This is a genomic window from Paraburkholderia sp. (assembly GCF_036488795.1).
Taxonomy (GTDB): domain Bacteria; phylum Pseudomonadota; class Gammaproteobacteria; order Burkholderiales; family Burkholderiaceae; genus Paraburkholderia.
Map to the genome: position 1 here is coordinate 1 of NZ_DASXHA010000063.1, position 21,861 is coordinate 21,861.

Consider the following 21,861-nt stretch of genomic DNA (forward strand, 5'->3'; position numbering starts at 1 on the left):
CCGACCGTGTATTGTGAAGAAGGGCGAGGCGCCGCGGTAGGGCGATCTGAGCCAACCGGACGGGGTGTCCCGCGACCCTAAACAGGAGGGGACCGCCACTTCGATCTTGTGTGGGGCAACGTTCCCACGCTTAACGCTCACTGAGCGGCCGCATCGAAGGTCAGTGACTCATGCCTCGATGCGGCCGAACAAGTTGTATTCGCTGCAGAGATTGAGCGGTATCGAGCGTGGGCGCCTGGCGATTCGTCAGAGTCGAATCAGGCGACGTTACTGGTCGGATTAGATGTGCCGTTCGAGGTCAGGTTGAAGGAGCCCGAATCGCTAAACGCCTCGCCGCTTCCCGCGTCGGTGAAGTTTGTAGATGTCGTGTACGACGCGGGACCTGTTAGTCCACCTGCGCCACCGTTAACCAGGTTCAGGAAGTTAAGCAAGCTATCGACGAACGCCTGCTTGCCGGCGTCCGGTGCGCTGGGGTCGCCAGGCGTGAAAAGCGCGTCATCGCCTGCAGGTTCAAGTTCGCAGTACTGAAACTGACCGGTCAAGGTTTCCGTAGCGGTAGACCCTGATGCTCCGTCGACCGGGACGGTAACGGAAAACGGCTGACCGTCCTTGAACGATGCTTCGGCTTCGTTGGCAAGGGCTTGAAGAGTGGGTCCGAGGGCGCTTGCTCCACTGATTTGCATCTGATACCCCTGGTCTGCATGAACGGACGGCGAGTTCCGCTTGGTTTATCGGCTTAAATTGTGAGCATGGCGCACGTTGTCCATGCTGACCCGATCGCCTTCAGATCTGGAACTGAATTCTAGCGATGTTTCGGATCCTGCATCGTTGCCGCTACGTCACCAGTCAGCCGCAGAGTTGCTCCGCTTGCACAAGTTAAAGCGCGCGTTGCCTCGCTCCGGTCAACGGGCCGGGTGCACCCGGCCCGTTGTAGCGTTAGATGCGTACAGCGTTGCCTGAAGACCGCGCAATCCCTACCCCTTCGATCATGCTGCGTGGATGAGTCCAAGTTGCTGCAGCGCGGTCACGCCGTCGTCCAGGCCGATTTCTTCAACTATCTTGCCGTCCTTGAGCCGTAGAACGGTCGTGCCCGTGAAGCGCATTTTCCGGCCGGTCGCAGCAGGCAACGATCCGCTCAGGAAATCGCTGAATGCCGGGCCGGTATGTGTGCCGCCACCTTCCCAGCGGCCAACTACATAATCTCCCTCTGCGATGAGATCGGCGGCGCCCCAGAAGTTGAGGTCCGGGAACGCTTTGCGGAAACCGGTCATGAATGCCTTGATGTCCTCGCGGCCACGACGCGGTTCGTGCAGCGAATATTGAAGAAGCATGTCGGGAGCAGCAAGTTCATCGACGATGTCGAGATTGCAGGTCTTGCCCCAGAAATCGGTGAACCAGCGGCCGACGACGGCCTTGTTGGCATCTACCTTGGACATGATGATTTCCTCTTAGGGAGTGGTTGAGAGAGGGAAACGCCACAGCTTCCCTCTGCCTGAACGATATTCGTGCAAGCAGCCAGGCGCCCCCCGTTTCTTGCGGTGATACTCGATCAGTCGACTGCGGCCCGCTGGATGCCCCGAGCTATCCAAACGTATAAGCACACTATGTTCATGTAGAACTGGAGCGACCGTTCGTAGCATGGTCTTCCGGGAATTGTCGGGCTATCTTGATCCCATGGACCTGGCGTTTTCATTTCGATTGCGGCCATGTCATACGTTTTGCCTTCGCAGCATCTTTATCCAGAGAGGGTCACGATGAGGACAAACGCAAGAGATTGGCTCGAGCCGCGTCGAGAGGATCCTCCGCCAGCGGAACGGTGGAGGATGCGTGCGAACATCATCGCCATCGACGTCACAGATCGACTCGAGGGCTGCTGACATGAGCACGCACGACAAATGGCACAACCGACCGTTGCAGGTCCGTGTATTGGATCGCTGCGACGAATGCGGCGAGTTGAAGGAAGACGTACGGAAGCAGGTAAGCCTGTGGCCGAATATTACCGCCGTCTGCTGCGCGCAGTGTTTCGCCGAAATGACCGCGGAATGCAGCGGATTTGCGCTCTGCCAGTAGGCAACCATGACCGGAACGAACTGAACTCTTCCGCATCGGCAGTGAAGGGCAGACGGCCCCGCCGATGGTCTCACCACCCCCCGTCTGAAATCTGCAATGCGGCGGCCACGCACGTCGGCGTCATGAGCGACGTTGGCACGCCGGTGTCCGCGCGAAATTGGAAAGATATTTATGATCGGCTTGTTTGATACCCGCAAGTCACGTGGCGGCTTGCGTTTGATTTCGCTCGTGGCGCTCCTGGGTCTCGCTGGTATCTGTCACGCGCAATCCCCAGCGAACGGCCAGGATCCTGGCGTCGATGCTCATTCATCGCTTATCACGACGTGTGTCGCATGTCACGGTGCACTGGGCGCAGGCACGGTAAGCGGCGGCCCCCGGCTTGCGGGCAAGGATCCCGACTATCTTGCGCATGCCCTTGCAATGTTCAAGGCAGGCACACGCACGAACGATTCGATGCAAGCGGTCGCGCGCAAGCTTTCCGATAGCGATATACACAAGTTGGCGGTGTTCTTTTCACTGCAGAATCCACCGCTTGCTGCGGGGGCTGCTGCGCCGTCGCAGAGCCTGGTGATCGCCGGAAAGCAACTTGCCGAGATGGGTGCAGGATCCGACGTCCCGGCCTGCTTTAGTTGTCACGCGGCGGGTGGTAAAGGCAACGGCGCGCGCTTTCCAGGCATCGCCGGCGAACCGGCGGCGTTTGTCGTCGCCCGGTTACATGAATTTCAGGCCCGCGCGAAGGATAAAGCGCCGGCGCCGGGATCGATGACGGCGGTCGCAGCGAAGCTGAGCGACACGCAAATTGAGGAGGCCGCAGCCTACCTCTCGGTAACCAGCCCTTGATAGGCCACGCAGAAGACCGGTGAAGAGAGGATGTTGATGGTCGAGGCGATATGCACGAAACCGGACGTGGGGCAACGCCGCGGCATACTTGCCGTGCGCTGCCGCCTTTGGTCCCTTAATGGCTCCTACAGCGTGTCACCATGTTGCCGCCAACGCTTCGACGCCGCGGAGATTGCCGCGCTGGTTCCAGTTCAGCGTGTCCAGATGGGGTAGTCGCAGTTCCGGGAGGCGTTCGAGCAGCACACGCAGCGAGGTTTCGAGTTCGATCAGCGCGAGCCGGTAGCCGAGACAGTGGTGAATGCCGCCGCCGAAGGTCTGCACGCGACCTTCGTCGCGCTCGACGCTCAGCCGGTCTGGGTCCGTGAACTTCGCCGGGTCGCGATTGGCCGCACCGAGCGACAGAAACAGCACCGTGCCACGCGGAATCTGCATGCCGGCCACCTCGACGTCTTCATGCGCAGAGCGCAGTGTCATCTGCACCGACCCGTCATAGCGCAGACATTCCAGCACCGCTTTCGGAATCAAACCAGGGTCGCGCCTTAGCAGTTCCAGTTGCTGCGGATGGCGGTGCAGTGCGATGAGCATGTTGCCAATCATGTTCGACGTGGTCTCGTGGCCGGCCAGAAACAACATGATCACATTGGACACGATTTCGTCGTCGCTCAGCTTCTCGCCGTTCTCTTCGACGGAGATCAGCATTGAAATCAGATCGTCGCCCGGCAGCGCGCGGCGCGCCGTGACGACACCGCCGAAGTACTCTTCGAGCGACACATAGGCCTGGCTGGTCTTCTGGAGTTCGTCGGCGCTCATCGGCGCGGGCTCGAACACTTTGGCGATCTGGCTTGCCGCGCCGCCGATCCGGTGCGCATGTTCGACAGGCAAGTCGAGCATTCCGCAGATGATCTCGACCGGCAGCGGAAAGGCGTACTCTGCGGTGAGATCCGCCGTGCCGCGGCTTTCGAACCCGTCGATCAGCCGGTGCGCGATGGTCTGCGCGACCTCCCGCATGCTTTCGATCTGGCGTGCGTTGAAGGCTTTCATCATCAGGATGCGCAAGCGCGTATGCGCGGGCGGATTGAGCAGTAGAAACATCCGGCTGAAGCCTCGGAACAACGGCATTTGCGCGCTCTCGTCACCATAGCGGACGCGTATGCTGGCCATAAAGTCCTTGCCGATCCGACGATCGTGCAGCAACGTGTCGACGATGTCGTAGTGGCCGGACATCAGCGCATTCGGCGCGACGCGCACGAGCGGGCCTTCGGCGCGAAGCGTCTCATAGGTGGGGTAAGGGTTCTCGAAAAACGACGGAGTGGCCAGATCGGCGAGTTTCATGAGTGAAGGCTCGTAGTAAGGTGCGTATTTCTGTAAGGGCTGTTTGGACATGGGGTAACACCCTGAGAACACCAAATTCGCCCGATTGTTCCATCGGGCCGCAAACTATCGATGCGGGTACTGCAGCGGCGCAGCCGGTCCGGGTTCGAACAGCCAGACCAGCGGCCGCGCCTTCGCGCCAGGCTGGTCGCAACCAGAGGTAACATAGGCACACTGGATGTAGTAGGTCCACCACAAGAATCGCGTCTTGACTGGATGGAGCCCGCCATGAGCAACGACTCTTCAGGCAAACCCAACGAACTGTTGTCAGGCGGCAGTCGCTACCATCAGGTGTATCCCACGCTGGACGAAACGCAGCTGGCGATCCTGGAGCGCTATGGCGAGCGACGCAAGTTCAAAGCCAACGACATCCTCTATTCCGAAGGCGATCGCCATACGGGAATGTTCGCCATTCTGTCCGGAACCATCGAGGCGACCCGGGCAACCGTTCAGGGCCCGCGGCAACTGGGCACGCATGGCGCCGGCAATTTCACCGGCGAGGTTGGCACGCTCGCCGGCCGGGCTGCGGTGGCCACGACTCGTGCCCTTTCGGATTGCGAGGCCATCGTCATCGATGAGGAATCCCTGCACGCGCTCGTGATTGCCGAAGCGGAATTGAGCGAGACCATCATGCGCGCCTATATCCTGCGCCGGGTCGCTTTCATCCAGGGTCAACAGGTCGGCTTGATGGTGATTGGCAGCACGTCCTCGGCGCCTACGCTACGTCTGCGCCACTTCCTGAGCCGCAACGGTCAACCCTCGGCCTACTTCGATATCGTCAAGCATACCGAAGCCAAAGAACTCCTGGAGCGCTATCGTGTAGCGGAAACGGACATCCCGGTGGTCATCACGTTGCAAGGTGTCGTGCTGATTCAACCTAGCCACAGGGCCGTCGCAGATGCAATCGGCCTGAGTCCGGACAGGCTCGATGGCGAGCACTTCGATCTCATCGTGGTCGGTGCCGGACCCGCGGGGCTCGCCGCAGCGGTGTACGCCGCATCGGAGGGGTTGAAGGTGGCGGTTCTGGATGCCAAGGCACCGGGCGGGCAGGCCGGCACGAGTTCGAAGATCGAGAATTACTTTGGTTTTCCGACCGGCATATCGGGGCAGGCGTTAGCCGGCCGCGGTCTGTCGCAATGCCGCAAGTTTGGCGCCGAGGTGGGCGTGCCGATCGAGGCGCTGACGATCGACTGTACGGATACCCAATCGTTTCATATCGGCCTTGATCATGACGAGTGCGTGTACGCTCGCGCTGTCGTCATTGCTACGGGCGCGCGCTATCGGAAGCCGGAGCTGCTGCGCCTCGAACATTTCGAGGGGCGCGGTATCTACTACAGTGCGACCTTCATGGAAGGCGGATTCTGCGCCAAAGAAGAGGTGATTGTGGTAGGCGGCGGAAATTCCGCTGGACAGGCTGCGGTATTCCTGGCGAGGTTCGCGCGTCATGTCCACGTCGTGGTTCGCGGCGACGGACTCAGCGCAAGCATGTCGACGTATCTGATCAGGCGGATCAACGCGGCCGCCAACATCACGCTTCACACGAGGACACGGATCGTCGAGTTGTGCGGCGAGTCGAGACTTGAGGCGATACGATGGGATCGGCAGGGGCACATCGAACACAAGTCCATTCCGCACGTTTTCCTGTTTCTTGGCGCCGAGCCCAATACCCGGTGGCTTGGCGACTGTGTCGCGCTGGACAAGGACGGATTTGTACTGACCGGTGCCGATACCGGCGACAAGTGGAAAGCGGATCGGCCACCGCATGATCTCGAAACGAGCCGTCCGGGCATCTTTTCCGCCGGTGACGTGCGCAGCGGTTCCGTCAAGAGAGTGGCGGCCGCCGTGGGAGAGGGCGCAGCCGCCATTCAGGCCGTTCACCAATATCTTGCTCGCCGCGAGTGACGTGTGTTGAGCGTTACCCATTGGCCTGCTATGCGGGCCGAACGCACGCATAGCCGGAGCTGTTGACGGTATCGAACCACTATTGCTTTGGCTGGGGCGCGTTGGCGTTGATCTGATTCTGGAGCCGCGCGGACAAGGAACTGGCCGCGCAATTCTGCATCATCAATGAAAACACGGGATCCGAGTTGATGTTCGCGCAACCGATGGAGATCGGCGGCGGACCATCCAGCATGCCCTGCGGTGTGTACACGTTGATCGCTTCGTTGCTCGGGGAGGGAATCGTCACGATCGTCGACGCTGCTGCGCTGGCTGGATCCTGCGATGCGGCGCCGGGCGTCGACGCCACGCCGTTCGTTGCATTCGATGATGGCGTGTACGCCAGAGGGTTGGCTGCGTTTAATGACGATAGGGTGGTCATGGCACGGTGCCTGGCTATTTTTGTTGAATGAGTGTGGTCATCCGTCCGATGACCGATTTGTCAGGCGGTATATCGACAGCAGAGTGAAGTTCTTTAAAGCTGATCCACGGATTAACGAAAAGTCGCGGCTAAAGATATTTAAAAGCCCTAAATTGATTCCCGGTACCCAAAAAAAATCTGTTTGTGTCCCGCAAGGAAACAGTTCCCTTGAACACCGCTTGTCATTACAAGGATGCCGTTGGTGAGCTGATGACCGCCGGGTCCCATGATCGATGCAATGTCGAGTGAAGGAGACCTGAATGGATCGGGTCGGCCAGTGGAGCTGACCTAATCTCCCTTAGTGCCCATGCTGCTCACTAACGGGGATTGGTGTCTGTTTCGATTGGCGAGCCAGCAACAGCGTGACCACCGCGGAAACTGCCAGCGTTGCGCCAACTACATACAGGCCTGCCGCATAGCCGCCCGTTTCGTTCTTGAACCATCCAATTGCGAACGGACCTACGAAGCCGCCAAGGTTGCCGACCGAGTTGATCATCGCAATACCCGCCGCCGCACCGGCACCCGACAGGAACATGCTGGGCATCGCCCACAAAGGCGCCTTGGCTGCACTGATGCCGATGTTGACGACCACGAGCGCCAGAATGATCATCAATGCGGTTGTCGCGCTACCTGCAAGGATGAAGCCGAGGCACGCCACCACGCAGGGAATCACGACGTGCCACGTGCGCTCTTCAGTGCGGTCTGAATGCCTGGCCCACACGATCATGGCGATCACGGCGAGGATGCTCGGTATGCCTGCCAGCAGCCCGGTTTCGAACGAGCCGAACCCATACTGGTGAATCATCAGAGGCGCCCATAATCCGAGCGTGTACAAGGCTGCCGATGTGCCAAAGTAGATGAGTGCAAGCGCAAGAACTCGCGGATCGCGCAAGGCGCTTAGTGCACCTTCTGTGTGACCGGAATGCAACTGCCTTGCCTCGGCTTCCATTTTCATCTTCGCGATCAGCCACTCGCGTTCCTCAGCCTGGAGCCACTGCGCCTTTGCCGGCGAGTCCGTCAGATACTTGAGCACAAAGAAGCCGAGAATGATCGCCGGCACCGCTTCGAGAATGTAGAGCATCTGCCAGTCGGCAAATCCGGCAATTGGGGGCAACTGCATGATTGCGCCCGAAAGCGGCGAGCCGATGGCAGTCGAGATCGGCGCCGCTGCCATGAACCACGCCGCTGCGACCGCACGTTGACGCGCCGGAAACCAAAGACTCAGATACAGAATGATGCCGGGGAAGAAGCCGGCCTCGGCGACGCCGAGCAGAAAGCGCAGCGCATAGAAACTGTTCGGACCGACGACGAAAGCCGACGCGAACGACACGAGCCCCCAGGTGACCATCACGCGAGCAATCCATCGGCGCGCACCGACTTTGTGAAGGATCAGGTTCGATGGCACTTCGCACAGAAAGTAGCCAATGAAGAACAGTCCGCCACCGAAACCGAAGGCGGTCGGCGACAGGCCGATCGCCTTGTTCATCGACAGCGCCGCGAATCCCACGTTGACGCGGTCAAGAAAACTCACGAAATACAGCAGCATCACGAACGGGATGATGCGCAGCATCAGCTTGCGCGAAACCCGGCGCTCTAGTTCGGTAATCATTGTCTCCTCCTTGGAGGCTTCAGCATTGCTCTATTCAGAAGCAGAGTTGAAGCACGGTGCGCGCCGCTGCCGTCTGGTGCGGCTTCCGCTTTTACTGGCTCGCCCGTGCTCTAAACGTCTTGATCTAAGCTCACTTGCAGCGTCCTGTTCAACTCGCGCGATGTGCAGCAGGCTCGAGATTCCGGTGCACCAAACGGAATGCCGGCCGGGATACCAAACGCCCTGTCCTTGTCCCGCGCCTTCGATTCGCCGCGCTCGGAACGAGCGGGACCACGGCCGCCGGATGGCGGACCGTGCCCGACTGACTCCCGCGGAGCCGCTAAGGGTGTTTAAGCTGCGTTGGCCGTGGGCGCTGCGGCTTTTTCGATGAACCCGCAAACGGCTGCCGTCACCTGAGCGGTGGTTGCCGTGCCGCCAAGATCACGTGTATGAAGCGACGTGTCCGCAGTCACCGCTTCGACGGCTTGCATCACGCGTTTTGCCGCGTCGAATTCGCCCAGATGTTCGAGCAGCATGACGACCGACCAGAAGGTGCCGACCGGATTGGCGAGACCCTTGCCCATGATGTCGAACGCGGAGCCGTGGATCGGTTCGAACATCGACGGAAAGCGGCGTTCGGGATCGATGTTGCCGGTGGGCGCGATGCCAAGGCTGCCCGCGAGTGCGGCAGCAAGGTCACTCAGAATGTCGGCGTGCAGGTTGGTGGCGACGATCGTATCGAGCGTGGCCGGACGGTTGATCATGCGGGCCGTCGATGCATCCACCAGCTCCTTGTCCCATTTGACCTCCGGGAACTCCTTGGAGACTTCGAGCGCGATCTCATCCCACATCACCATGGCATGACGCTGCGCGTTGCTCTTCGTAATGACGGTCAACAATTTACGTGGACGAGACTGGGCGAGACGGAACGCGAAACGCATGATGCGCTCGACGCCGGCGCGTGTCAGGATCGACACGTCCGTCGCCGCTTCGATCGGATGTCCCTGATGGACGCGCCCGCCTACGCCGGAATATTCGCCCTCCGAGTTTTCGCGGACGATGACCCAGTTCAGGTCTTCCGGCTTGCAGCGCTTGAGCGGCCCATCGATGCCCGGCAGGATGCGGGTCGGACGGACGTTCGCGTACTGATCGAAGCCCTGGCAGATTTTGAGGCGCAGGCCCCACAGCGTGATGTGATCGGGAATGTCCGGGTCGCCGGCCGAACCGAACAGGATCGCGTCCTTGTTGCGAATTGCATCGAGTCCGTCGGCGGGCATCATGACACCGTGTTCGCGGTAGTAGTCGCCACCCCACTCGAAGTTTTCAAATTCGAACGCAAACGACCGGGTGGTCTTCGCCAGTGCTTCCAGGACCTGCGCGCCAGCAGGTACGACTTCCTTGCCGATGCCGTCGCCGGGGATGGTGGCGATGCGATAGGTTTTCATGTCTCCGTCCTTCAGGTGTTGTGGGTGTAATGGACTTTACCCGTCCCGACTCGCAAAAACCGGTGCTAGACTCAAAGCGTCTTTAACTTGAATTCACAAGTGACAATCATGCGAGACGCCGTCGAACCGTCTGATCTCAGCTTCTTTTCAACACTTGCTGGGTCCGGCAGCCTGAGTGCTGCTGCGCGGGAACTGGGTCGCACGCCAGCGGCCGTCAGCAAGCATCTGACGCAGATGGAACGTCGCGCCGGTGTCCAACTCGTTAACCGGACGACGCGGCGGATGCTGCTCACGCCAGAGGGTGAGGTGTACCTCGAGCACGCGCGTCGAATCCTCGACGAGATAGACGAGCTGGCCGAATTGCTGGGCAGCGCGAAGACAAGTCCGAAGGGGTTGCTGCGCGTGAACGCAACGCTCGGCTTTGGGCGCAGCCATGTCGCTCCGGTGATCTCGCGCTTTGTCGCGAAGCATCCGCAGGTCTCGGTTCAGCTGCAGCTATCGGTTACGCCTCCGCCACTGACCGACGACGCTTTCGACGTCTGCATTCGCTTCGGGGAGCCGCCCGATACGCGGGTGATCGCGCGTCGTCTTGCGACCAATCGGCGGCTGCTATGTGCCGCGCCTTCGTACATCGCATCACGCGGCATGCCAATGACCGCCCATGATCTGGCGCGGCATAACTGCATCGGTATCCGCCAGGGTGATGAGGCCTACGGGGTGTGGCGCCTGACGTCGGGCAGAGGTGCATCCCGCAAAACGGAAGCCGTGCGTATCAACGGGACGCTAACGACGAATGACGGTGAAATCGCGGTGAAGTGGGCGCTCGAAGGTCACGGCGTCCTGATGCGGGCCGAGTGGGACATCCAGCAGTACCTCGTCGATGGTTCGTTGGTGCGGGTATTGCCCGAGCATGACACGCCCGACGCGGATATTTTTGCTGTCTATTCGCAGCGGCACCAGATGTCCAACCGGATCCGCGCGTTTGTCGATTTCATCGCAGACGCTCTTCGGGGCGAAGCTGGCGAAGTCACTTAGCCGAACCATACTTGCTTCGGTCAGCGGTTAGGCGATCAGCTCGTGGATCGCGTCGAGGCTGAAGGTTCGTGTTGTACAGGTGTATGACCGCTACACGCGGCAGCCCAAGCACGTGTTTGTCGCGGGCCGACTTTTGCTCGACTATCCGTTGGCTACGCAACGACACTTCAGCCGCTCCGCATCCCTCGTGAATTGCTGAAACTCCCGCCAGACAAGGCTTGCTGCAATGTGGCATGGACTCTGCTCTGCATAGCGTCCAGCCGTAGCATGACCCGCCCATGCATCGAACCCGGATGCCTCGCGCCGGATGTACGCCTGGACCCCGCGCGTCATTTTGTTCATCTATCGGTTACGACATGAATAGCAACTTCGCATCGGCAACCTCTTCGTCCGCAACCTCGGTGATCGCTCTGCATTGCTCCGGCTCGGGAGCAGCGCAATGGCGCAAGCTCGGCGAGGCGCTCGGCTCGCGCCACGCGTTGGTCGTGCCCGAGCACTACGGCTGCGACAGCACGGGACCGTGGAGCGGCGAGCGCGCCTTCACCCTCGCCGACGAGGCGGCAAGGACCGTTGGCATCATCGATGCCGCACACGGCAAGGTGCATCTCGTCGGTCACTCCTATGGCGGAGGCGTGGCGTTGCGTGCGGCCGTCGAACGGCCGGAGCGCATCGCGAGCCTGACGCTTTACGAGCCCTCGGCATTTCATCTGTTGAAGCTGATGGGCGCGCACGGAGCGCACGCGCTGGCGGAAATCATCGCAATCTCGAGGCGCACTGCCGAAGGCGTGAACTGTGGCGACTATCGGGGCGCGGCGGCTTCGTTCGTCGACTACTGGGGCGGCCGGGGCGCATGGGACGCAATGCGACCCTCGGTGCAGGCCGCGCTCACGCGCTGGGCGCCGAAAGCGCCGCTCGACTTCCGCGCGCTGCTCGATGAAGGCACGCCCGCGAGCGCGTACATGGGCCTGCGTGTCCCGGCGCTGATCATGCGCGGCCAGCACGCACCCGTCCCGACCCGCGCGATTGCCGAGCGGCTGCCGTTGCTGCTGCCCGCCGCACGTCTTGCCATCGTGGAAGGTGCGGGGCACATGGGGCCGCTCACGCACGCCGATGAAGTCAATGCGATCATCGTGCGGCATATCGGCGAGGCGGATGTGGCGGTCGCGGGGTGATCTCGAACTCCGACACTGCTTGTGCGCTATGGAACGTTTCAGCGATCCCGCTTCCGACAGCTCGGCTCTCTGTCTTCGTACACTTTCCGGGTAATCGCGCCGATTTCCAGATTCGCATCGACCGTTTGCGCAATCTCGACCAGATCATTCCGTCTGCGCAGCTCATCAATGAAGGACCGGAAGCTTCCCGCCATGTCTGGATTGCCATTGCTTCATGTAGGCAATCTCCCGCTTTTGCGCCTTGATGATGTCCTTTGCCAGCGCCCGCATTTGCGGATCCTTGCCGTACTTGAGTTCCACTTCGGCCTGATCCACCGCGCCCTGGTGATGCGGAATCATGTGTGCGACGAAGTCCGCGTCTGTATCGCCGGTATAGCCGGGTTCGCTCATATTCTTCATCATCTCCGCTTCATTTTGCTTGAACGCCTGAGTGGATGCGGATGGCATCCCGCCGCCTGAGGCCGGCATGGTCATTTGCCCGGCCGACATGTTCATCGTGTCAGGTGAGCTCGCGGCGGGTTGCTGGGCGTTTGCGTCGAGTGCCACGCCGGACAATGCCATTCCGACGCTTAGGGAAAAGAGGGCGAGTAAAGCTTGGGTTTTCATTTCAACATCCTTAACGGTTGGATCACTAAACCATGTCGTGAATAAGAGCGTGCAATCGTTTCAAGTCCGACCCGCCAATCGTGTACCTTCCCATCCCTGGAAGGTCAAGTGCCTCGATGAATGGTAGAGCGCGCTTCTTTCACCAACCACTTCGCCATCTTCTGTTGCCTCAACCCGGGCCTGCCTTGGCTCACCATAAAGTCCACGTATTTCAGGCCGTTAACGCAAGGATCATGACGATTAATCCGCAATGAAGTCTCCCTGCCATAACTATGTTTCGTGCCGTTGAAAAGCCGACTTCTTCGTCCGATGCCGGCCTCGTCCGCATCATCGCGGCAATCGTAATCGGCAATGGATTCGTCGCGTACGACTTCACCGTCTATAGCTTCTCGGCAGCGCTGATCGGCAAACTATTTTTTCCGGCGACCAATTCGGCTTCGTCGCTGTTGCTGTCGCTGGCCACGTTCGGCGCGGGCTTCGTCATGCGACCGCTTGGCGCCATCCTGATCGGACATATCGCCGATAGCCGCGGTCGCAGGGCGGGCATGACGGTCTCGCTCGCGCTGATGACCATCGGCACGTGGATGATCGCCTGTCTGCCTGGCTACGCGACGATCGGGCCGGCAGCCACCGTCCTCATCGTGCTCGCGCGTCTGATTCAGGGGCTCGCGAGCGGTGGGGAGATCGGCCCGGCCACGGCGTCGCTGATGGAATCTGTCGCGTACCGGCACCGCTGTTTCATGGCCAGTTGGCGCGGCGCGAGTCAGGGTGCGGCGGCGTTTGCGGCCGCGCTGATCGGAGCGGGCACCACCGCGCTCCTGTCACCCGCCGCGCTGCACGCCTGGGGATGGCGCGTTCCATTCGTGTTCGGCGGTCTGATCGGACCGGTGGGCTGGTATTTGCGCCGCCGGATGACCGAAGCGGCCATGCCGGTGGCGGCTCGCGAGCGCCTGTCCGGGCGTCTGTTTGCGGAACACACCCGGCCCCTCATCCTTGGCATATTGATGATGGCCGCACCCTCGGTGAGCATCTATGTCACTGTGTTCTATATGCCGTCGTACCTGGTCGGCACGCTGCATCGGGCGGCGGCGATGAGTCTGCTCATTGCCAGCCTTTCGGGGTTGCTGATCGTGCTGGTCACGCCGCTGGTGGGCCGTATCGCTGATCGGCAGGCCAGCCGCAAGACGACGCAATATGTGTCGCTGTCAGTGGCGATCGCGGGCGCGGTGCCGGCATTCTGGGCGCTCACCCGCGGCGTGGGCGACGTCGCCACGCTCGTCATCATCATGGCCTACGTGGCATTCGCTGTGAATAACGCAGGGGCAGGTTCCGTGCTGATCATGGAGGCGTTTCCACGGCATCGGCGCGCGGCGGGGCTTTCGGTGATTTACAGCTTCGGCGTGGTGATCTTTGGCGGCTTCGCGCCGCTTATCGTCACCTGGCTGATTGCCCGCACCGGCAATTCGCTGATGCCCGCGTGGTATCTGCTGGCCGCCAATCTGCTTTCGCTCGCTGCGCTGCGTCTGTTTCCAGAACGACGGGCCGACGCGCAATCCGCGACTGCCGCGCGCGAGCCGCGCTGATTACCTCAGCGCATCGCGCTCGAGCAACGCGAGGGCGCGGGCGCGCATGTCGAGTGGACTGATGTCAAAAGCGCGACGAAACGCGCGCGTGAAATCCGACCCGCTCTTGAAGCCAAGGCCGTAGGCGATTTCCGTGATTTGACGCTGCGGAAAATGCGCCAGCTCGTCCGCTGCCTCCAGCAGCCGGCGATTGCGAATGTAGGTGCCCAGGCCTCCCTCGTGCTGAAACCAGCGGTAGATCGTGGCGCGCTTGAGCTGCAGCGCGTCGACCACACTGGCAGGCGTGAGTTCGGCCTGATGCAGGTTGGCATCGACGAAGCGCCGCACCTTTGCCATCACGGCCGCCTGGACGGCGGCGCGAGCGCTGCCCGTCAGGCTTGCCTGCTGATGGAATGCGGCAAGCAGCAGCTGGGCGCCCGTATCGAGCGCGGCGGCGGCATCGTGGGGCGCGCGCGTCGCCAGATTCTCGCGGGTGGCCAGCAGATGATCGAGCGCGAGTCGCGCAAGCGGCGAGTCGAACGGCATGATCCGGCCGTGAATCGACTCGCCATCCGGCAGAATCGCATCGACGGTCGTGCGCGGCACGAACAGGCTCAAAACGCGGCAGGCCGGCCGTTCGACGCGAAACGGCTGGTTCAGATCGAGGGCGACCAGCCCCCGGATCGAGCCGGGCGCGCTGCGCTTCCTGTGCATGCCGGTGATGTGCCCGGTTTCGCCTTCCACGAAAAGATGAAAGACGTAATCGCGGCGCGCGTCGGTCGACACGCGCGCCACTGAGCGCTCCAGCACCATCGCGTCCGTGCGGACGTCGGTAAACACCGCTGTGCCAACTGCAAACAGATCGATATTCGCGCCGAAGCCTTCGGCCAGCTGTGTGCTGGAAGGCGGCACGTCGACGACGTGCCCAACCCGTGTCCGCCAGGCGAGGACCTGCTGCTGCGCAGCCAGCGCGCGCGTGCTGAAGCTGCTCGTCAGCATGGACGGACCCGGTTCAGCGATTCCGAAAGGTTGATGAAAGGACGAGCGATGGTTCATAGTCCGGACAATGGGTGCTGCAATGCACACTCAATTTTACGGTCAGCCCACGGCGGAAAAGAGCGGGCATGGCGGATAGAAACTGAGACGCATGGTAAAGCCTTCCAAAAAAGCTGGGATATCCTTTGTGCAAAGGAAACCCTCAGTTTTGCCTTGTGATGACGCTGACTATCTCTGTGTTTACGGCACATTGCGTGCAAACCACAGGCCAGCCGTCGACGAGGTCGCCAGCGCATCATGGGTATCGCGCGCCAGGCCATTCTAAGGGGCTATGACCAGAGAGCCCAAACATGACTGTCGTAGACACACAATCCACGCCCCCAGCTGCGGGGCTGACGCCCGCGAGTCTGGTGAACACCGAACTCGACCAGCTTGAACGCATGGTTCAGTACATCACACGCCGCGGCGAGGCGCACGATCCATCGCTGCTCGATCAGGCCTATTGCGAAAAGCGCCTGCGCGCGCTGGTGCAAACCTACGATCTGGCGGCGACCCAACGACAGCGCGTTATTTCCCTGCTCGACCGGCTCGAGCGGGAAGCGGTGTTCCGACTGAGACGCCGCACGTCGCCGTGTTCCGGCTGATTGCCCGACGGGCCGTCAGAGCGAACCTGGACTCAATGTCCACGGAAGCGGCGAGGCGCCGGGCAGTACATACCACGACGACACTGCGGACGGGCGCAGGTCGGATGTGACATTCCAGATGAACCTGAGAGAAGCCCGTAGCGAGCGCGACCCGGGCCGGGTCGCGCTCGTGTTGTCATAACTCCCAGCTCGCGGACACGAGTGTGCCGCTGGTTTCGGAGGAGTGAACCGAAAGAAAGCCTCCGTGCGCTTCCACGCGATGCTGCATGCCGATCAGGCCAAGACCCGTCGAGCCGATTTCGTGCGAAGACAGCGGCAGCGCGTCGTAACCGGAGCCGTTGTCCTGCACGGTCAGCAGCAGACTGCCGTCGACCTCCCGCAGCGCAAGCCGGATTTCGGTCGCGGCGGCGTGCTTGAGGCTGTTATTGAGTGCTTCCTGTGCGACCCGGAAAATGTCCGCCTTGAGATGCTCGGGTACATCGTGGTCGTCGACGTCGGACTGAAACTTCACGCTGAGGTTTTCCGCACTCAGATCCATGCGCCTGCACAGTGTGCTCAGTGCGGCGGGTAAGCCCAGCCGTTCAAGTGCAAGAGGACGCAACTCCCCGCAGATCTGCCGCATCTCGGCAATCGTCTCGCGGATCTGCAGCACGGTCGCATCCAGCTTCTGCGCGGCGTCGTCCGCCTGGCCGCGGCGCAGACGCATGCGAGCGTCCTCGACCATGAGCTTGATCAGTGTCAGCGCCTGTCCGAGTCCGTCGTGAAGATCGGCGGCAAGGCGTTGGCGTTCGCGTTGCTGGCCGATCATCAGAAACATCCGCCGGCTGCGCGCGTCTGATTCGGATCCCTGAGCATCGTTGGCAGCGGGTTGATCGGAATCGATAGGCTCTTCGAACAGCGTCAGTTGTGCGGAGTCTTCCTCAGGATGCGCGGCAATGGCCTGCTGATGCAGCATCAGCCGCGTCGGCCTGCCCGTGCGTCCGGTCAGCAGGGTGCTAAACGAGTGAAACTCCTGGGAAGCTCTGGCCGACAGAAGATTGGCGAGGGACGCGCGCTCGCTGTCGGGTGCCATATCCAACAGATAGAGGCCCACCAGGTCGCTGCTGGAATAGCCTAACAGCGCTGCCGCGCTGCGGTTCGCTGACAGGAACATGCCGTCCGAAGACAGGATGGCGAGTGGTGCGCCGCGTGCGTCGGTGACGTCACTGGTTTGCGGTCGACCCAGCCGGGCCGCGATGCCTAACCTGCGCATTGCTTCGACCAGGTCGCGTAATTTTAGCTGTCGCCCCTCAGGCTGATTTTCATACATGGAGTCTCCAGGCCAGTTCGCTTAAGCATGCCTTAAGGTTTTACAAAATTGTAGGCTCAGAGACCGTATCCGCCAACAGGACATTTACGCAGGTGTGCGCAAGAACACCTGCGCAGAAGGTGGCGGGGCGCCGATCAGATGAGAACTGCGCCGCCACGCTGGCGATGTTTTATCGAATCACATTCGATGTCGCAATGATTCGTCTGAAGAGACGCGAGCGGTTCGCACTGCTGATCGCGCCAAAACTGGCGCGGAAGACGTGTGCGAATGGCGTAGTGGCCGTGTCCGCGGTCAAGCCGCCTTGATCCGGCCGCCGCTCAATGACCAGCCGTTCACGACCAGAAACGCCAGCAATGTGGCGCCGAAAATGCACTGACGGCCCGCTTCGCCGATCTGCAACGCTGTGAGGAGGCTCGTCAACACGGTGAGAAACACCGCGGCAATGGCCACAGCGATGTAATCGCCACGGCCGCCGCCCAGCGACACGCCGCCAATTACCGCCACGACAACACTCGTCAGCACGTAGCTGGTCCCGAGTCCGAGAAAGGCCTGTCCGACGTAGCCCACCAGCAGTAAACCGGTGAGCGCCGCGATCATGCCGCTTGCCGTGTACGCCGCCATTCGCACAACGCGAACCCGTGTGCCGGTCAGCAACGCGGCGGTGGAATTTGCGCCGGTCGCCATCAGACGGCGGCCCCAGGCGGAGTGATCGAGAAACCACCACATCATTGTGGCCGCGAGCAGCCAGAGCAACGCGACCGTCGGCACGCCCGCCACGCTGCGGCCCGCGAGCGCGACGAGTGCCGGACTCGCGGCAGTGTTGACGTGCATGACCGACGACCACACGATCAGCCCGCCGTCGACGAGACTCGCCATGGCCAGCGTCATCACGAGCGGCGGGACCCTCAAGAATGTGATACCGACACCGTTTAACCCGCCAACCAGCGCGCCGCACAGTGCCGCCGCGATGACAGCGCACAGCAGACCCGCGGGCTCTGTGCCGATCAACGCCGCGCCAAAGATTCCGCCCAGGGTCGCCGCCGCGCCCACCGACAGATCGAGTCCCTGGTTGCCCGCCATCATGACGAGCGTCTGCGAAATGCCGAATAGCCCGAGGAAGGTGGCGATCTTCAACTGGTTGCCTAACTGGCCGAGGTTAGTGAAGCCCGGCACGGCCAACTGGCCGCCGATCATCACCAGCACCACGAGTGCCAGCAACATCAGACGGCGTGAACCCGGATTGGTTTTCATACGGGTCTCCTCGCGCTCACAAACGTGAAACCGAGCGCGATCACAATGACCGCGCCCTTAAACACTTCCTGATAGTTGCTTGGGATGCCGGCGAAATAGATCACGTTGCCGATCAACACGAGGACAAGTGCGCCGCACACTGCGCCAAGCATCGAGCCACGTCCCCCAGCAAGCGAGATGCCACCTATCACGACGGCCGCTACCGAGTTCAGTGTGTACGGCAGGCCGAGCCGGGCATCGCCGGAAGAGGTTTGCGCGGAAATGCAGACCGCCGCGCCGAACACGAAGAGCCACGCCAGAACATAGGCGAGCAGTTTGATCAAACGCGTATCGATGCCGGACTTGAACACCGCATCCGCGCTACTGCCGGTGGCGATCAGGCGGCGCCCGAAGCGATGCCGCTGCAGCACCGCCCAGATCAGCACGGCCACAAGCGGTGGGACGGCGGCGAGGGGCAGTACGCCGATGCGCATCGCAAACCAGTCGCCTAGCGCTTGCGGCACGGCACCGCCCGGTTGCGGCATCAATAGTAATGCGCCGCCGAACCAGATTGCGCCCGTGGCGAAAGTCGCAATCAGCGCGCTTTGTTTGAAGTAGCCAACCAGCAAGCCGTTGCACACGCCAGCGGCCAGCGCGGCCGCGAGTGCCGCGAGACACGTGAGACCGGTGCCCCAGCCGGTCAGCGCGGGCACGGCTGCCAATACGCAGTTGACGAGCGAAATGCCCGCGCCCACCGAGAGATCCAGTTCGCCCACCAGTACGACCACGGCCTGCGCCATGCAGACGAGGATCACCGGGGCGGCATTTTGCAAATTGCTCGACAGCGAGTCGGCGCTAAAGAAATCCGGTTGCAAAAACGCATTGCAAGCCACCACGGCGAGCAGCATGAAGACGCTCGGCAATGCGGTGGCGGCGCGTGACCAGATGCTGTTCATGCCGCTGCGCAGTCCAGCGGCCAAGCCTTTGCGCGGATGCTGCAGTCGTTCCGTCAGATCGGCCTTCATGCGGCGCTCCTGCCGAACAACGCGCTCGTCACGCGTGCTTCATTCATGTCACTTCCTTCCAGTTGGGCGACCACGCGGCCCTCGTACATGACGATCAGGCGATCGCAGACGGCGAGCAATTCGTCGGTATCGGATGCATAGACGAGCACGGCAGCGCCTGAATCGGCGAGCGCGCCGATCGCCTCATAGATTTCCTTACGCGCAATCACGTCGACGCCCTTGGTCGGATCGCTCAGTAGCAGCACTTTTACGTGGCGTTCGAGCCAGCGGCCAATCACGATTTTCTGCTGATTGCCGCCGGAGAGTGCGCTGGCCGGTTGCCGCACGTCCGAGGTCTTGATGCGCAAACGCTTCACGACGTCGTCGACAAAACGCCGCATCGAAGGGCGATGCAGGCGCCATGCCTGACGCTCGAAATTTGCCGCGACTTGCGCGAGATTGAATTCGACGGAATGATCGAGCCACAATCCCTGACGATGGCGGTCGTTGGGGACGAGGCACACGCCGGCCTCGATCATCTGACGCGGGTGGCGCGGCATAAGCGGCAGACCGTCTAGCATCATTTCACCCGCATCCGGCTTGCGGTAGCCGGCGAGGGCGTCGAGCAATTGCTCCTGCCCATGCCCTTGCAGACCCGCGACGCCCAGGATCTCACCGCGCCGCAGATCGAAGTCGACGCCGCGCAAGCGTGCGCCGGCATGCAGTCCGCGTACGCTCAAGGCGGCGCCGTTGTTTGCGGCGTCTGCAGCAGGTGCGCTAGCCTTAGCGTTAGTCAGCCGCTGTGAGCGTCGCCCGGCATCGTCATGCACGTGAGCCGCGGCCGCGCCGCCCGCTGCGCCGCCCATCCATGCCAGCACGCGCGGCTCGTCGAGCTGGCCACCCACCTGCAGTTCGCCGGCGTGGCGTCCGTTGCACAACACCAGGACGCGATCGCACAACGCTTCGATCTCCGCCATCCGGTGCGAAATAAATACGATTGCGGTGCCGCGCGCCGCCAGAGCGCGAATTACGCGCATCAGACTGTCGACTTCGGCGGCGGCAAGCGCGGCCGTCGGCTCGTCGAAGATCAAGACGCGCGGTTCCAGCGCGAGTGCCTTGGCAATTTCGACGAGTTGCTGATCCGCGGCATTCAGGCTGCCTGCCGCGGCATCGAGATCCCAGCCGGTGCGCAAGCTCGATAGCAATTCGCCGGCCCGCCGACGTGCACCGGCCCGATCGAGAAAGCGCCCCGTCGTGCAGACTTCGGCGCCGAGAAACACGTTCTCCCACACCGGCAAATCCGGCGCGAGCCCCGGATGCTGATGGGCGATCGCAATACCCGCAGCGCGTGCGGCACGCGGTGAACCCATGGCGAGTGCGGCGCCGTCCAGTGTCAGCGTGCCGTGTTGAGGCCGGTTGTCGCCGGCGAGGATGCTCGACAGCGTGGATTTGCCCGAGCCGTTGGCACCGAGCAGGCCCAGCACTTCGCCGGCGTTCAGCGTGAGGCTGACGTCATCCAGCGCGATCACACCGCCATAGCGCCTCGTGATTCCTTGAGCGGTCAGCAACGGCATACTCGCTCCGTCATGGTGTGAAGAGCGCGTCGAGCTCCGGCTCGCTCAGCCATTGCCCGAGGAAGTAGCTGTCGGGCTTGCCGCTCATCGAAGCCAGTGTCGCATCCAGCGTATCGGACGTAACGGTCTTCGTGATCGGGAAGTAGTAGGTGTTCTCAGGCAGCGGCTTCAGCTTGTGACCTTGCGCGAGGCGAGCGGCGATGCCTAGCGCTGTGCGGCTGATATCCGGTGGGTTCACCTGAACGAACACCTGCATGGGGTTGCCCGCGTCGCGCTGCTTCTTCCATTCTTCGAGGAAGCCCTTTTGCGCTTCACCAGTCATGATGGCCACGCGGCGGTTGGCATTCTCAAACGCGCGCAATACGCCGAGTGCCATGGCGTCTTCCGTGAAGACGGCGTCGATTTGCGGTTGCGCTGCGATCACCGTGGCCATTACCGCTTGCGCCTTGGCTTCGTCCCACTCGCCGTAGCCCGACCAGACCACCTTGATGCCCGGATACTTCGCGAAGGTGTCGAGTGCCGCTTTCTTGCGTGCCTCCGCAGCAGGATGACCCGGGATGCCGTCGAGCACGACCACGTTGCCTTTGCCGTGCAGCTGCTGCGCAATCCATTCGGCGTACCGTTGACCCCATTTGTAGTGATCGACGGTCACGTTCACCGCATATTTGTTCGAGACCGCCTGATCGAACGAGACCACCGGAATCTTGTTGCGCTCGGCTTCGGAGATGACACCGTTGAGCGCCGTCGCCGAGTTGGCGTCGACCATGATCGCGCCCACCTTCTGGCGGATCATGTTGCGCATGTCCTGAATCTGCTGACCTGTATTCGCGCCCGATTGCTGAACCACCAGGTCGCCGACCATGCCCTTTGCCTTATAGCCTTGAAACTGCTCCTTGGCACCGTCGATCATCTGATTGCGCCACTCGGTGCCGAAGTAGCCGTTCGACAGTCCGATATCCGGCGCGGCGGCAAAGGCCGACGCGCACACGAGGCTCGCCGCCAGCGCGGCGAGCAGGGTGCCCGTTTTCATAGTGTCTCCAAGGTCGACAGGAGTGA

Annotated in this window: 20 protein-coding genes; 7 read left to right on the forward strand and 13 right to left on the reverse strand. The window is 61.7% G+C overall.

Going from position 1 to position 21,861, the window contains the following annotated elements; translation table 11 throughout:
- Positions 1 to 257: 257 nt before the first annotated feature.
- Positions 258 to 683, reverse strand: a complete 426-nt coding sequence (locus VGH41_RS08540) for a hypothetical protein (RefSeq protein ID WP_331596941.1) — start codon at positions 681 to 683, stop codon at positions 258 to 260.
- Positions 684 to 986: 303 nt separating this feature from the next.
- Entirely contained in the window at positions 987 to 1,436 is a 450-nt protein-coding gene (locus tag VGH41_RS08545) for an ester cyclase (RefSeq protein ID WP_331596942.1), read from the reverse strand.
- An 805-nt stretch (positions 1,437 to 2,241) separates the two neighbouring features.
- On the opposite strand from VGH41_RS08545, the gene VGH41_RS08550 reads away from it, so the two are divergent.
- On the forward strand, positions 2,242 to 2,910 hold the full coding sequence (locus VGH41_RS08550; RefSeq protein ID WP_331596943.1) for a c-type cytochrome: 669 nt from the start codon (positions 2,242 to 2,244) through the stop codon (positions 2,908 to 2,910).
- A 135-nt stretch (positions 2,911 to 3,045) separates the two neighbouring features.
- Here VGH41_RS08550 and VGH41_RS08555 read toward each other — a convergent pair whose 3' ends face one another.
- Positions 3,046 to 4,242 (reverse strand): cytochrome P450, encoded by a 1,197-nt coding sequence (locus VGH41_RS08555; RefSeq protein WP_331596944.1) that lies wholly within the window; start codon positions 4,240 to 4,242, stop codon positions 3,046 to 3,048.
- Between the two features lie 267 nt (positions 4,243 to 4,509).
- On the opposite strand from VGH41_RS08555, the gene VGH41_RS08560 reads away from it, so the two are divergent.
- Together VGH41_RS08560 and VGH41_RS08565 are read left to right on the forward strand one after the other, a co-directional pair.
- Positions 4,510 to 6,183: an FAD-dependent oxidoreductase gene (locus VGH41_RS08560; protein ID WP_331596945.1), complete on the forward strand. Its 1,674-nt coding sequence runs from the start codon at positions 4,510 to 4,512 to the stop codon at positions 6,181 to 6,183.
- 188 nt (positions 6,184 to 6,371) lie between these two features.
- Entirely contained in the window at positions 6,372 to 6,632 is a 261-nt protein-coding gene (locus tag VGH41_RS08565) for a hypothetical protein (protein WP_331596946.1), read from the forward strand.
- A 306-nt stretch (positions 6,633 to 6,938) separates the two neighbouring features.
- Here the strand turns inward: VGH41_RS08565 and VGH41_RS08570 are convergent, their stop codons facing one another.
- Together VGH41_RS08570 and VGH41_RS08575 are read right to left on the reverse strand one after the other, a co-directional pair.
- Entirely contained in the window at positions 6,939 to 8,249 is a 1,311-nt protein-coding gene (locus VGH41_RS08570) for an MFS transporter (RefSeq protein ID WP_331596947.1), read from the reverse strand.
- A 329-nt stretch (positions 8,250 to 8,578) separates the two neighbouring features.
- A complete protein-coding gene (locus VGH41_RS08575; protein WP_331596948.1) occupies positions 8,579 to 9,673 on the reverse strand; it encodes a tartrate dehydrogenase in 1,095 nt (364 codons plus the stop codon).
- A 108-nt stretch (positions 9,674 to 9,781) separates the two neighbouring features.
- Between VGH41_RS08575 and VGH41_RS08580 the strand changes: the two genes are divergently transcribed.
- On the forward strand, positions 9,782 to 10,708 hold the full coding sequence (locus VGH41_RS08580) for a LysR family transcriptional regulator (protein WP_331596949.1): 927 nt from the start codon (positions 9,782 to 9,784) through the stop codon (positions 10,706 to 10,708).
- A gap of 356 nt (positions 10,709 to 11,064) precedes the next feature.
- Complete coding sequence (locus tag VGH41_RS08585; RefSeq protein ID WP_331596950.1) at positions 11,065 to 11,880, forward strand: alpha/beta hydrolase; 816 nt, start codon at positions 11,065 to 11,067, stop codon at positions 11,878 to 11,880.
- Positions 11,881 to 11,918: 38 nt separating this feature from the next.
- Here VGH41_RS08585 and VGH41_RS26600 read toward each other — a convergent pair whose 3' ends face one another.
- Together VGH41_RS26600 and copM are read right to left on the reverse strand one after the other, a co-directional pair.
- Positions 11,919 to 12,074 carry a hypothetical protein gene (locus VGH41_RS26600; protein ID WP_414696625.1) on the reverse strand — a complete coding sequence of 52 codons (156 nt, stop codon included), beginning with the start codon at positions 12,072 to 12,074 and terminating at the stop codon, positions 11,919 to 11,921.
- The gene (copM, locus tag VGH41_RS08590) at positions 12,046 to 12,486 is read right to left on the reverse strand and encodes a CopM family metallochaperone (protein ID WP_331596951.1); all 441 of its coding nucleotides are present in this window, start codon (positions 12,484 to 12,486) and stop codon (positions 12,046 to 12,048) included. The genes VGH41_RS26600 and copM overlap by 29 nt, the downstream gene beginning before the upstream one ends.
- 272 nt (positions 12,487 to 12,758) lie before the next feature.
- Between copM and VGH41_RS08595 the strand changes: the two genes are divergently transcribed.
- Positions 12,759 to 14,069, forward strand: coding sequence for an MFS transporter (locus VGH41_RS08595; RefSeq protein ID WP_331596952.1), 1,311 nt, complete (start codon positions 12,759 to 12,761; stop codon positions 14,067 to 14,069).
- Here VGH41_RS08595 and VGH41_RS08600 read toward each other — a convergent pair whose 3' ends face one another.
- Complete coding sequence (locus VGH41_RS08600; protein ID WP_331596953.1) at positions 14,070 to 15,047, reverse strand: helix-turn-helix domain-containing protein; 978 nt, start codon at positions 15,045 to 15,047, stop codon at positions 14,070 to 14,072.
- A gap of 347 nt (positions 15,048 to 15,394) precedes the next feature.
- Here VGH41_RS08600 and VGH41_RS08605 point away from each other — a divergent pair, with 347 nt between their 5' ends.
- The gene (locus tag VGH41_RS08605) at positions 15,395 to 15,688 is read left to right on the forward strand and encodes a hypothetical protein (protein WP_331596954.1); all 294 of its coding nucleotides are present in this window, start codon (positions 15,395 to 15,397) and stop codon (positions 15,686 to 15,688) included.
- 175 nt (positions 15,689 to 15,863) lie between these two features.
- Here the strand turns inward: VGH41_RS08605 and VGH41_RS08610 are convergent, their stop codons facing one another.
- The 5 genes from VGH41_RS08610 to VGH41_RS08630 form a co-directional block, all read right to left on the reverse strand.
- Entirely contained in the window at positions 15,864 to 16,997 is a 1,134-nt protein-coding gene (locus VGH41_RS08610; protein ID WP_331596955.1) for a histidine kinase, read from the reverse strand.
- A gap of 291 nt (positions 16,998 to 17,288) precedes the next feature.
- On the reverse strand, positions 17,289 to 18,248 hold the full coding sequence (locus tag VGH41_RS08615; protein WP_331596956.1) for an ABC transporter permease: 960 nt from the start codon (positions 18,246 to 18,248) through the stop codon (positions 17,289 to 17,291).
- Positions 18,245 to 19,252, reverse strand: coding sequence for an ABC transporter permease (locus VGH41_RS08620; protein WP_331596957.1), 1,008 nt, complete (start codon positions 19,250 to 19,252; stop codon positions 18,245 to 18,247). The genes VGH41_RS08615 and VGH41_RS08620 overlap by 4 nt, the downstream gene beginning before the upstream one ends.
- Entirely contained in the window at positions 19,249 to 20,805 is a 1,557-nt protein-coding gene (locus VGH41_RS08625) for a sugar ABC transporter ATP-binding protein (protein ID WP_331596958.1), read from the reverse strand. Before VGH41_RS08625 ends, VGH41_RS08620 begins: the two co-directional genes overlap by 4 nt.
- Positions 20,806 to 20,815: 10 nt before the next feature.
- Entirely contained in the window at positions 20,816 to 21,835 is a 1,020-nt protein-coding gene (locus VGH41_RS08630) for an ABC transporter substrate-binding protein (protein ID WP_331596959.1), read from the reverse strand.
- Positions 21,836 to 21,861: the final 26 nt, after the last annotated feature.